Genomic DNA, 12,670 nt, shown 5'->3' with positions numbered 1-12,670 from the left:
TATTTTGTTTGAAACGGGACAGCTGACTTGAATTGGTTGTTCTTCTTCCATAATCATTATCGCGGTGCAAGGTAGCCGTATCCTTCGGCGAAAGAACCAGCTTGGAGAGTGAAGTCTTCGTTGGCCTCATCCATAAATTCGGGGTTTACATACAATGATTGTGCCTCATTTCCTGATCCCTTCATGTAGGAGGTGAAGCCGGAATACTCCGTGTTTTTCCATACCCACAGCGCATCTTCTTGTGGTGCAGAGGAGTAGTACACATTGTGATCAAACACATTCCCCGAATTACTGGTGTATTCATTGTAAATGAGCACGTCAGAGCTGCTCGATACGAGAATGTTTCGTTTGAACGTATTGTTCTTCGTTCGGGCTTGCAAGAATAACTGCCCATTGCCTGCATCGAGTAGGTCGTTATCCACTAACGTATTGTACATAATCGTACTGTCCTCAGTAGAACCGCGTTCCTCATCATATCCGCCCATGGCGATGCCGGTAAGCCTGTTATGAAAAATCAGATTATCCTGCAACGTAATGTGGCTGGTGGAACGCCCGGCATGCTCCGAAGCAATCTCGATTCCGATATCGTTACGATATACCCGATTGTGGTCGATGATATGATTTTTGCCTCCATCTACATAGATTCCCCCGGCAGAATTGCTATCATTGGGGAGGTTCGTTCCATAAGACGGATTAAGATTGGAAGAAATATTATAGACTTCGTTTCCCCGTACAATCCCGTTTCGCGCCTGATCGTAAGTGTCGTCCTCGGAAGTTCCTTCATACCCAATCAGATCAATGCCGATGTTGTCGGTATCATGGATCGTATTGTCGAGTAGGGCAAACGTATCCACATTCCCGTTGACTGCGAGTGACTCACTTGAACCTAGCACGAGATCATACAGTTCATTATCCTTGATGATAATATCCCGTAATGCTTGGGGATGCTCCGTACCATAAATCGCGATTCCATGGGCGTCCCTGCCCTGTAAATTGGGTCCTGAAGGTTTAGCATCATTGGCAATGGAATGAACGGTGTTGCCCAGGAGTTGAATGTGCTCTCCTGACCCGTGAACATATATTCCAGTAGGCACTTGTCCCCGAAGTGAGGTTGTAAAGTTGCGAATTTCGAGATTTTGAATCGTAATATAACTGGCATTTTCGACTTCAATCAAACCCTCTATGCCGCGTACCGACAGACCTTCACCATCAATGATGGCCTTTTCCTGTGGATAGCTGGAGAATAGGGTTGGATTACCCGAGGAATTACCGCTTTGAGTAATTTTGACCTTTTGGTGATAGACACCTTCTCGCAAATAAACGGTGCTTCCCGGTGTAGCATGGTCGGCAGCGTGCTGCAACGTTTTCCAGGGAGATTGAATGGTTCCTTTGTTCGAATCGTTTCCTTGTGGTGATATGTAAAACATCTTCTGGGTATCCGGTACCTGCACAGCCTCGGGAGAAGGGACGGATGAAGCCTCATCCTTCTGACAACCGGTTGCGAACAGGATCAGGGCCAGGAGTGCAATTGTAGCTATACGATACAAGATGATTCCTCCTCATGAATTAGCTATGAAGTTTTATTATAGCAGATTTGAATGGTGAATTAGGGCGTGATATGCTCATACAAAACAAGCATGTGTGGAGGAATAGCAGCAGCTGGAAGGGAGAAATGATCATGCATAAACTATCTGCAAACGAATTAGTGGATCGGGAACATCACGCTTGGGAGGAACTCAAGGAGCTATTGGACCATGGACAAAATAAGTACACCTATGTTCCTGCACAGCTGGAGGCCGCAGAGGATGCGCTCTATCGCCTCCAAGTAAGCACCAAATCCTATTTGGGAGCCGTTGCCTATGAGACAGCGGGCATCCTGCTGGATGATGGCTGGATTACGTTACTTGGATCGGGTGGTGACCACATCTTTGGGAGTCTGACCAGTTGGAATGGTGAGGGAGACAAGCCGTGTGTGCCAGCACTGGAAGGCATGATGGTCGTCGCCTACGATGCGGCGGGTGGATTTTTTGGAATGGATATGGGTAAGTATGGCCGTACGGGACATGTATACTATTTTGCACCTGACACGCTGGAATGGGAATCGACAGAACTGGCTTATTCGGGCTTCATCAACTGGTTGTCCAACGGTGATCTGGAGCAGTACTATCAGACCTTTCGTTGGAGGGGCTGGCAGAACGACATGGGACAGCTTCAGACAGGACAAGTATTTGCTTATTATCCACCGCTTTGGACGGAGGAGGGCGGCGGCGAGAGCAGCAGCAAAGCTCCTGTAGCGGTGGAGGAAGCCTGGAAGGCAGCATTGGCTGGGAAATGATGTGCTATGACAGGGCTGTAGGGAGGGAGTGTATGAATAACTTGAATATCAATAACATTCAGAAGCATTACGACATTGTGTTTCCGCACGAATATCTGGAGTTTCAACGGGAGACCGATGGTCAAACATTTGATATGATTGAAAATGGAGAGGTCATCGATTGGGAAATTTGTTTCTCTGCTCTCGATGATCGGTTCGTTGCGAATAACATCAATCTGGTAGACGATGTGAATCCCGATCCACGTCGTATTATTCCGTTTGCTTGGAGTGTCAGCAGCGGCAATAACTATTTATTGGATTACCGAACGAATTCAGAATTTCCTGCCGTACTGGTTATGGATCATGAAGAGGCGATGGTGCGCGAAGATGCCGAGAGTGAATCAGAGACGCCGGAGGAAGCCCAGAAACTGCTGGAGGGAAATGTACGAGAGATCGCTGCCAATTTCAATGCATTCATAGCTTGTTTAAAAACCAGACCGAGTGATCCAGTTGAGTGATTCGTCGTTTGAACAACGGGATGAACAACAAAAGGCTCGCGCTATGCGCGGGCCTTTTACTCAATCGAATACATGAATGTTTTGATTGAATGATATAGAATACATCCTAGTTTGCAACCTATCCAGTCTCAGTCATCGTAACCGTAGAAGTTGATCGTGCAGCACTGTTGTGCCAGACCACGATGACAAGCGAGGCCAGACAGACCAAGAGCAGACATCCATATACATAATGATAGGCTTCCTCTACCGGAACACCCGGAATGCCGTGCAGCATAAGCCCGCAGACAGCTACGGATACCGAACCGCCAAAAAACTGGATCAACTGCAGCAAGCCCATACCGGAACCGATTTGCGCTTTGGGCAGCACCCGAGACGCTTCGTTATTCAGTGAAGCTATGGAGGCGGAGAGTGCCGGGGAGAAGAAGAGATATCCTCCGGTGATGATCAGGGCAGACTGATTCAGTCCCAGCATAAACAGAGCAAGCACTGCGGCAAGCAAAATGTGTCCGATCATCAGAAAACGTATATTGCCATAACGATCGATCCAGCGACCTACAAAACGGGTACAGAATGCCGAGACGATGGCTCCAGGAGCAATCAGCAGACCAATAGCCAGTGACGAGCGTCCAAACAGATCAGCGAGCACTAGCGGCATCAGGAATAGATTCCCCAGATTTACGACCAGAACACAGAAGCCGATGATCAGTAGCCGGGTAAACCCGGGTGTTCGGAATACATGTGGATTCACAAAAGGAAGGCTCGCCCTGCGAATATACACGATGTGCACAACAAGTGAAATGACACCGATGGCCAGCCATAACCAAGACTGCTGAGTAATGGCAACCAGAAGGGTGGTTGCATTAATCACGGTTAATGCAGCACCGATCATATCAAAAGGATTCTCCGGTTTGGCCGTTTCACGCGGGAGAAAATAGAGCAGTACGGGCAGTGCAAGCAGGACAAGCACCGTAATGGCGAAAAGTCCATTCCAGCCCCAGTACTCACTAATGAGTCCGCCGACAATGGGACCAAGCCCAAACGCCATGGCACTTCCTGATGAGATCAGTGCGATGGCAGCTCCGCGTCGTTCCACTGGGATATAACGGCTCGCGATGACAAGTCCAAGCCCGGCCATGACTCCTGCACCCGCAGATTGCAAAATACGTGTCAGCAAAAGGATCGCAAAGCTGTGCGCAAATAATCCCAGCAATGAAGATAAGCCCAGAATAAGCAATCCCACCGTCAACAATTTGCGTACCGGAATACGGTCAGACAATCGACTGTAAATCACCGTCGACAAGGCATAACCAATGGAGTAGCTTGAAATGACCCAGGACCCCAGGTCTGATGTAATCTGAAGATCATGAATAATAACGGGTAAAGAGACGTTAAACATGGTGGTATTCATCACAACGATGAATAGGCAGCAAGTCCAGAGAGGCATTACAATTTTATCTTTCACGTAACCATTCCTGTCTATGAATTCAATAAACCATTTTACGCTCAATCTATGTATATGGCAATAATGTCATAGGAATTCATTGGGTGGTTAAACAAAAACGGCGTCCTGACCCAGGACGTCGTTTTTGCACATGAGCATTTTCATCTGTTTATTTTTAGGACGTAGTAGCTGGTGTGCCACGATTGCGAATCCACTTGATGACATCCATCAGAATGACCGCTGCGAGAGCAAGTCCCCCTGCGATAAGGAACTCATTCCAGCCAAAGGCTGCCGGGATGGCGAAGATGCTGCGAACCCCTGGAATCAGCGTGATTCCATACAGGCAGAGACAAACCAAGATGGAGCAGAGGACATATTTGTTAGTGGTGAAGCCGACCTGGAAAATCGTCTGTGTGTTGGAGCGCGCTGCAAAAGTTTGCAGACTCCGTGCCAGAATCAGGGTCGTGAAGGCCATTGCCACACTCATTTCCTCCGAGATCCCAAGTCCAATATATTGGGACACGATAACAGCCACCCCGATCAGAACACCACGTGTAATGACAGCCTGCAATGTTCCGCCGGCAAAGAGACCTTCGTTGATATCCCGCGGTTTTCGACGCATGACATCCGGTTCAGCTTTTTCCGTACCCAGTGCAATAGCTGGCAGGGAATCATTCACCAGATTGATGAAGAGCAGCTGGAGGGCTGTGAAGGGGTTCACCCAACCGACTATAAGTGCAAACAAAATGGCGATAATCGCCCCCAGGTTTCCTGCAAACAGGTACGCAATGGCTTTTTTGATATTATCGAATACCATACGCCCTACACTGACTGCATTCACGATGGAGACAAAGTTATCATCCGTCAAAATCATGGCTGCCGCGTCTTTCGCGACATCCGTCCCGCTGCCCATCGCTACGCCGATGTCTGCCTGTTTCAGTGCAGGTGCGTCGTTGACGCCATCTCCGGTCATCGCTGCAATCTTGCCTTTGCGTTGCCACGCACGCACGATGCGGATTTTATTTTCAGGAGATACACGTGCATACACCGAGATATGTTCGAGCTGCTGATCGAGTTCTTCATCCGACAGTTTGTCCAGCTCTGCTCCGGTAAGGGCCAGATCATCCGGGCCTGCAAGTCCGATATCAATACCGATCGCTTGGGCTGTTGTTTTGTGGTCGCCAGTGATCATGATCGTGCGAATGCCTGCCTTCTTGGATTCTTCGATGGAACCATATACCGCTTCACGCGGTGGATCAATCATGGCTGTCAGACCAACAAGTGTTAGATCATATTCGTCCTCTACCGTGACCTGATTTTTGTCTTCAAACTTTTTGTAGGCGTAGGCTAGCACACGGAAGGCCCGTTTGGAGAAAGCTTCATTCTTTTCTTCAAACTGCGTGCGAATCTCAGGTGTCAATGGCTGAACTTCACCGTTCATAAATACATGACTACAGCGACTGAACAGCACATCCGGGCCACCTTTGGTCAGCAAAGCCGTCTGTCCTTCAAATGTGTGCACAGTACTCATCAATTTCCGATCCGAGTCAAAAGGAAGCTCGGCTTCACGCGGAAACTGGTCACGAATTTCATTGTAATCCTTGTTCACCCGGTTACTGAAGGCGATGAGCGCGACCTCGGTGGGATCACCAAGTTCCTTGCCTTCCTGGTTAATATTCGAATCATTGCAGAGTACTGCAATATGTAACAAGCGCCGTTCCTCTGCAGACCACTGTTTGGGATCATCGGGGAATTGGTCTTTCGTGCCATGGGGAATGTAATAGTCCACCACGGTCATTTTGTTTTGAGTGAGCGTTCCTGTTTTGTCGGTACAGATGATACTGGCAGAACCCAAAGCTTCCACAGCTGGAAGACGTCTGATGATGGCGTGCTGCTTGGCCATTTTATTCGTTCCCAGAGACAATACAATCGTCACTATGGAGGAAAGGGCTTCTGGAATGGCGGCGACAGCGACGGCAACTGCGAACATTAGGGCATTCACTATGGATGGCCCGATATTTTCGGTTCCTTCAGTTAACCAGACACGTCCTGCTTCGATGGCGAAAATAAGAATCGATAAGCCCAGGATAAAGAAGCCAAGCTTCTTACTAAACGATTCCAATTTACGTTGTAGCGGGGTTTCCTTCGCTTCTGCATTTTCAATCAATTCGGCAATCTTGCCGATTTCCGTTTTCAGTGCTGTACCCGTAATGACAAGCGTACCCCGACCATACACCACCAGTGATCCACTGAATGCCATATTGCGACGGTCACCGATCGGAGCTTCTTCCGGGATGGCATCTGCATGTTTCTCCGCTGCTTCGGATTCACCTGTAAGCATTCCCTCGTTGATTCGTAAGCTGCCTGACTCCAAAATGCGGCCGTCTGCAGGGACATGATCCCCTGCATCCAGCAAGACAATATCACCGGGAACAAGTTCCCGCGCGGGAATCGTTTTTTTCTGCCCGTCACGAATGATTTTGGCTTCGGGAGCAGACATCTGCCGGAGTGCATCCAGGGAACTTTCGGCCTTTTTGGTCTGCACAACGCTGATTACCGCATTTAACAGAATGACGAGAAAAATGATTAGCGATTCGATCAGGTGTCCAAGGACAATCTGAACAGTGGCTGCGATAAGCAGCACGATAACCATAGGATCTTTAAAATTTTCAATAAACAGCTTCCAAATTGGTGTTGCAGCTTTTCCTTTTATCTCGTTATAGCCTTCCGTCTCCAGTCTCTTCGCAGCCTCAGAGGTTGTGAGCCCATTAGTGGAACTCTGAACGTCCTGAAGTGTCTCCTCTGCACTATGTCTGTAATATTGCAAATGACCAGCTCCTTGGATCATAGATTTCAGATATTAGGTTTCCTTGTGTATATAACCTTGCAGGCGTCTAAGAACCAGTGAAACTTTATCAATTTTATGAACTCCATAGGTAGAATCTCCGCGTCTGGTAAATCTCATTCGTTTGCTATGCGGTGTGTTGGATATACTTTTGCTGTTTATTTTGATTAGGTCATTGTACCTTGCGCAAAAACCATGAAATAAAAGGGGAATTAGTTTTTTTATCCTATTGAAGTTTTTTCATGGAAATGCGTATATAGATAAGGGCATATCATAAAACTCGGGTTTACCGCAGCATAAGGAGAAGGTACATATGAATGACAAGCAAATCGAAGCACTATTGAAACTCGCAGGGGGAAAGGAAAATATTCGTCATGTGCAGCATGACATGGATACCACTACGCTGACATTGCGTGACCGTACTCGAATGGATCTATCAGTATCTGATGTATTGGATCTTGGCGCCGATATTCGTATAACAGGCGATTATTGCTCCATAGCATATGAGGACGAGTCCTCCCAACTAAATAATACGCTACAGGGCATGGGAGTGGGGAAAGCAGAAGGGGACGCACTGCCTGAAACAAGGCGTACCCGTAAAAAATCATTGTTATATTTTATTTCCGATGTGTTCAGGCCTCTGATGCCCGCCATCCTGGGAGCTGCAGTGCTCAAGATTGTTCTAGCCGTCATTACGTTATTTAACGAATCCTCACTGATGGATAGTCAGACATTCCTGATATTTAAATCCATTGGAGATAGTGTGTATTATCTGTTGCCAATCCTGGTAGCCATCAGTACAGCCTATCGGTTAAAAAGCAATATTTATGTTGCCGCAGCGATTGGCGGACTAATGTTCTACCCGCAAATGACCGCTTTATTGTCAGGTGAAGAGGATGTTCATTTTATGGGTGTATCCATTGTGTCACAAGCGATCTTTTTTTCAGCTTCAATTTGGGTGATTTTGACGATATATGCGGCGTCCTATCTGGATAAAGTCGTTGAGCAAAAAAGCCCAAGAGTTTTTAAAGGAATTCTTGCTCCATTGTTGACGTTTCTGATTCTAGTTCCACTGGTTCTAATGATACTCGGTCCAATTGGTACTTGGATTGATCAGCATTTACCGGATGTGGTAGATTCACTACTGAATGATGCCCCGATTGTAGCAATTATGCTGCTGGGAGCGGTTTATTCCCTAATGATGATCGCTGGATTACATTACTGGCTTTTACCTATCATAATCAATGAATTGATGGTTAATGGTTTCTCCCTCATTCTCCCTGTCATGTTAGTTGCCTTCGTTGCACAAGCAGGAGCTTCACTCGCTACTGGGCTAAGAAGCAAACAGCGGGAATTCAGGAAGCTGGCTTTCTGGGCAACAGGAACTGCTTTATTAGGTACCCCAGAGCCTGCGATGTATGCGGTCAATATGAGAAAGAGGGCCTCTTTTTATTCGGCATTGCTGGGCGGTGCTGCAGGAGGACTGTGTTTCGGGCTGATGTCCGTCAAAGCAGTTGCATTGGGTGGGTCCGGAAGTCTGCTGGAAATTCCGCTATTTATGGAGGAAGGGAGCCTGAATCTGTTACATGCCTGCGTTGGTTTGATTATTTCCTTCTGTGTGTCAGGTGTGCTCACCTATTGGATGATAGGAAAAGAACGGAAACACGTATAAATTAAGAAAAGCCCGTACCTGATGGTGCGGGTTTTCGTGTATTGTAGAGTTAATAACACAACAGCCACAGAAAGGATAACAAAATGCCCAACAACATAGAGTGGATGGCTCAATGGAAGTCAACTAAGCCACTTACAGACCAATGGATGAGTGCGGGCAAAAGGCATCACTTTTCAAGTCATGCCTTAATACTTATCCTCGACGGGAAAGCGATCTGGAATATTAATGGTCATAGGGTTCAGGTATCTTATGGGGAGTTAGTTGCAGTGCAAGAAAACACCGTGATTGAAGTGATTGAGGGTGGCAATCTGGATCTGGCCGGATGGCATGTTCAGTTCGATACATACGCGATGTTCCCAGACCGAGGTGAAGTAGTGAAATATGAATGGCATGTACCGTCAGGGGACACGTATCAAAAAGTAAAATTAACCGGTGGCACACTGGCGAGTCTTAGCCAACATTGGAATGGAGATGGTTCTCCTAATCCCAATGTAATCCGTGTAGGAAATCAGCTTTTGGTGTATGAACTGTTGCAACATGTATACCGGGAGCTGTTAGAAGAGGAACCGACCGTGGAACAAAGCATTCTCCGCACTGTGGATTACATGCAGCAGCATTATGAACAGGTCATCACACGAAAGCAATTAGCTGAGATAGCAGGCATAAGTCCTTGGCATTATTCCCGCAAATTCAGTGAGCGGTATGGAAAGCCGCCTCTGGATTATCTGGCTCATTACCGGATCTATCGTGCTCAAGAGGAGCTGTTGTTATCAACGGCAACATCTCAGGATATTGCGAAGAAGACCGGATTCGAGGATGCACATTATTTCAGTCGTCGTTTCAAACAGTTAACGGGTGTGTCGCCGAGAAATTATGCACAAACGCTACCCCAGCGTAAAATCGTATGTCTTTCCCCGCTTTGTGCGGAAGTGCTGATTCACTTGGGGATTATTCCACATGCGGTTGTAGTAACTCCCTTGCTTTTGCATGAACATCAACATGAACTATTTGAAACGCATCAGGTGAAGATGTTGGAAGTCTCACAATATGAGCTGGATGTGGAACTGATTCGGCAAGTTCATCCTGAATGCATTATGGGAAATTGTTGGACAGAAGAGATCAAACAAAAGCTGCGCACAATTGCACCCATCATAACCGGTTTAAATAACGATGTGGAGGCTCTGCTCCGTCAACTGGCAGGCTTTTTTCACCGAGAAGATACAGCCCATAAACTCCATATGCAGATGAAATTGAAAGTAAACGCAGCACAGCAGCAACTGCAGCATCTTGTCCAATCTTCCTCTACCGTGATGGTACTGAGGGTAGAACCGTTTGGTTATCGATATTTGGGTGGTCATTCTAATGGGGTATCCCATTTACTGTACGAACAGCTCCGTTTAACTCTGCCACAGCCGCTGCAAGCAGGGGAGGCGTGGTTTAATCCTTGCTCACTCGACTTGTTGGCCAAAGCCAATCCCGATTACCTGTTTGTGGAGAAACGAGTTATGCAGCACTTTAGTGCTGAAGAAAATATGAAGAAGTTAGTGGAGAGCTCTCAATGGAATGGCTTGGAGGCTGTAAAAAACAACAGGGTATTTCTCGTGGATACTCGCCTGTGGGTGGATGGCCGTGGAATTATTGGACACCGAATGATTTTGAATGAAATTGTAAATAGTCTGGTCGCCAATGTCTAGTAGAGCACAATAATCCAACTAGATACGCACCATCTCCTATGGAAGGATCTCTTCCTATTTGCTAGTATTTGATAATAATTATCATTATCAATATATTACATAAGGGGCGAGTAGATCATGTCACGAAGGTTTAAGGGTTTGGGAATGGTGCTGTTGGCACTAAGTTTGGTGCTTTCCGCCTGTTCCGGTTCTTCTGATAAAGAAGTGGAAGCTTCAGCAAAAACGGCAGAGAAAAATGAGACGAAAGTTGTTCGGGATCAGTTTGGAGAGGTGACGATTCCTACGAATCCTCAAAATATGCTTGTACTAGATTCCATCTATGCCGAGTACTTGATCGAGATGGGCGTTACACCGCAGATGGTTATATTTGTTCCGGAGATTGAACCGGACTATCGTGCGTCTTATTTTGAGGAACACGGGGTCCAAATGATTGAAGCGGAACAATATCAATATAATTATGAACAATTGCTGACGTTGTCACCAGATATAATTGTTACCGCAGGCGTAGGTATGGAGCAAGGCGTATATGATGAACTATCCAAGATTGCTCCAACGGTGGCTCTGGATTCCAACAGTGAAATGCAGATTGCCATGCCGAAGTTGGCTGCCGTCTTTGACAAGACAGAGGAATCTGCCAAAGTGCTGGCTGAATTTGATGAGAAGGCGAAGCAGGCACAGGAGAAAATTGCTCAAGCGATCGGCGGCAAAACCGTGCTGGTTCTTCGAGTAGAGCACAATCGTTACCGTTTCATGGGTCCCAAAGGAGGAAGCAGCAGTGTCTTTTTCTATGATACTTTGGGTCTGAACAGCCCTGAAGTCATCAAAGACTCTACAGATTGGTTTAGCCAGTTTTCCCTGGAATTTTTGCCGGAAATGAACCCGGATTATATATTTCTAGAAGACAGGACGCTGAAAGGCTATGATACGAAGGAATCCATGGATAACCTGAAAGAAAGCAAAGTGTGGGCGAGCTTGAACGCCGTGAAAGACAATCATGTCTTTCCGCTGAAAACGAGTGATTTTGTAACAGGTGTGGGCCCTATTGGGTCGGCCAAGTTGTTGGATTATGTCGTTGAAAAGTTGGTGCCCTAGATGAATACTGAAGCAGAGCAGCAATTGGACATTTACGATATAACGATTGTTGGTGGCGGACCGGCAGGAATGTATGCTGCATTTTACAGCGGGATGAGAGCCATGCGTACCAAAATCATTGAAGCCAAAGAGGAATTGGGCGGATTTATGCGCACGTACCCGGAGAAACTGGTCTGGGATGTAGGTGGAGTTGATCCGATTCGTTGTGAGAAATTGATTGATTCCCTGGAAAGACAGGCAAGAACCTTCGATCCAACCATTGTATTCGGCCAGGAAATTGCTCAGATGGAACGACGCGATGATCAAGTATTTGTACTCACCTCAAAGACAGGAGAGCGTCATTACACGCGTACGATTTTGTTATGTGCAGGCAGAGGCATGACGCAGGTTCAGAAGCTGGATATTGAAGGCGCAAATCGGTATGAGCTGACTAATCTACACTATACCATTACGGATCTGTCCAGATTCAAGGATAAACGTGTGCTGATCTCGGGAGGCGGGGATTCCGCAATAGATTGGGCGAATGAAATGGAGGGATTGGCGCGGGAGGTCATTGTGGTGCACAGACGCCAGGAGTTTACGGCACATGAGCTGCCTGTTGCCCAGATGAAAGCTTTTGCCCAAGTCTTGACTCCTTACAGCATCTCGCGCTTATATGGTACAGGAGACAAAATAGGCCGCGTCGAACTTGCCCATGTAGACAATGGGGAGATCATGCCAATTGAAGTGGATGAAGTGGTTGTAAGTCATGGATACGATCGTGATTTCGGTAACCTGGTCCATTGGGGACTGGAACGTGAAGATTACGGTATCTCGGTTGATCCGCGAATGTGCACAAGTCAGCCGGGAATCTTCGGAGCAGGTGATTTCATTACCTATGGAAGCAAAGTCCGTCTGATTGCTGGTGCATTTAATGATGCCGTACTCGCAGTGAATAGTGCCAAGCTCTATCTGGAGCCGACCGCTTCCGATATGGCAGGAGTATCGTCCCATAATGCAAGGTTCTTTGAGAAAAACAAAGCCATTTCTACCCTGTAAATCAGCATGTTAGAACGTGAAGTAACAGTAAGAAGCCCGACCGGTATTGAGAATAA

9 protein-coding genes are annotated in these 12,670 nt (G+C 46.9%); 6 read left to right on the top strand and 3 right to left on the bottom strand.

The features are described 5' to 3' along the window. Positions 1 to 56 precede the first annotated feature (56 nt). Complete coding sequence (locus PTQ21_RS28575; protein WP_274567995.1) at positions 57 to 1,547, bottom strand: right-handed parallel beta-helix repeat-containing protein; 1,491 nt, start codon at positions 1,545 to 1,547, stop codon at positions 57 to 59. 131 nt (positions 1,548 to 1,678) lie between these two features. On the opposite strand from PTQ21_RS28575, the gene PTQ21_RS28570 reads away from it, so the two are divergent. Both PTQ21_RS28570 and PTQ21_RS28565 read left to right on the top strand, forming a co-directional pair. Continuing rightward, the gene (locus PTQ21_RS28570; RefSeq protein ID WP_274567993.1) at positions 1,679 to 2,335 is read left to right on the top strand and encodes a DUF2625 family protein; all 657 of its coding nucleotides are present in this window, start codon (positions 1,679 to 1,681) and stop codon (positions 2,333 to 2,335) included. Between the two features lie 32 nt (positions 2,336 to 2,367). Further along, on the top strand, positions 2,368 to 2,832 hold the full coding sequence (locus tag PTQ21_RS28565; RefSeq protein ID WP_274567992.1) for an SMI1/KNR4 family protein: 465 nt from the start codon (positions 2,368 to 2,370) through the stop codon (positions 2,830 to 2,832). 118 nt (positions 2,833 to 2,950) lie between these two features. Here the strand turns inward: PTQ21_RS28565 and PTQ21_RS28560 are convergent, their stop codons facing one another. Further along, positions 2,951 to 4,294, bottom strand: a complete 1,344-nt coding sequence (locus PTQ21_RS28560) for an MFS transporter (RefSeq protein WP_274567991.1) — start codon at positions 4,292 to 4,294, stop codon at positions 2,951 to 2,953. Positions 4,295 to 4,448: 154 nt separating this feature from the next. After that, complete coding sequence (locus tag PTQ21_RS28555; protein ID WP_274567989.1) at positions 4,449 to 7,100, bottom strand: cation-translocating P-type ATPase; 2,652 nt, start codon at positions 7,098 to 7,100, stop codon at positions 4,449 to 4,451. A gap of 331 nt (positions 7,101 to 7,431) precedes the next feature. On the opposite strand from PTQ21_RS28555, the gene PTQ21_RS28550 reads away from it, so the two are divergent. The 4 genes from PTQ21_RS28550 to PTQ21_RS28535 all read left to right on the top strand — a co-directional run bounded on the left by PTQ21_RS28550 (position 7,432) and on the right by PTQ21_RS28535 (position 12,614). Continuing rightward, a complete protein-coding gene (locus PTQ21_RS28550; RefSeq protein ID WP_274567987.1) occupies positions 7,432 to 8,790 on the top strand; it encodes a PTS transporter subunit EIIC in 1,359 nt (452 codons plus the stop codon). An 83-nt stretch (positions 8,791 to 8,873) separates the two neighbouring features. Continuing rightward, a complete protein-coding gene (locus tag PTQ21_RS28545) occupies positions 8,874 to 10,484 on the top strand; it encodes a helix-turn-helix domain-containing protein (protein ID WP_274567985.1) in 1,611 nt (536 codons plus the stop codon). A gap of 117 nt (positions 10,485 to 10,601) precedes the next feature. Then, positions 10,602 to 11,576, top strand: a complete 975-nt coding sequence (locus PTQ21_RS28540; protein WP_274567983.1) for an ABC transporter substrate-binding protein — start codon at positions 10,602 to 10,604, stop codon at positions 11,574 to 11,576. Continuing rightward, positions 11,577 to 12,614, top strand: a complete 1,038-nt coding sequence (locus PTQ21_RS28535; RefSeq protein ID WP_063565413.1) for an NAD(P)/FAD-dependent oxidoreductase — start codon at positions 11,577 to 11,579, stop codon at positions 12,612 to 12,614. Positions 12,615 to 12,670: the final 56 nt, after the last annotated feature.

Origin of the sequence: Paenibacillus marchantiae, from assembly GCF_028771845.1 — a bacterium.
GTDB lineage: Bacteria > Bacillota > Bacilli > Paenibacillales > Paenibacillaceae > Paenibacillus > Paenibacillus marchantiae.
This window is presented reverse-complemented; position numbering and strand designations above follow the sequence as displayed.

What these genes read in the sequence shown, in the direction of transcription:
- PTQ21_RS28535 (WP_063565413.1), top strand. Translation starts at nt 11,577, where the DNA reads ATGAATACTGAAGCAGAGCAGCAATTGGACATTTACGATATAACGATT.
- PTQ21_RS28545 (WP_274567985.1), top strand. Translation starts at nt 8,874, where the DNA reads ATGCCCAACAACATAGAGTGGATGGCTCAATGGAAGTCAACTAAGCCA.
- PTQ21_RS28565 (WP_274567992.1), top strand. Translation starts at nt 2,368, where the DNA reads ATGAATAACTTGAATATCAATAACATTCAGAAGCATTACGACATTGTG.
- PTQ21_RS28550 (WP_274567987.1), top strand. Translation starts at nt 7,432, where the DNA reads ATGAATGACAAGCAAATCGAAGCACTATTGAAACTCGCAGGGGGAAAG.
- PTQ21_RS28540 (WP_274567983.1), top strand. Translation starts at nt 10,602, where the DNA reads ATGTCACGAAGGTTTAAGGGTTTGGGAATGGTGCTGTTGGCACTAAGT.
- PTQ21_RS28570 (WP_274567993.1), top strand. Translation starts at nt 1,679, where the DNA reads ATGCATAAACTATCTGCAAACGAATTAGTGGATCGGGAACATCACGCT.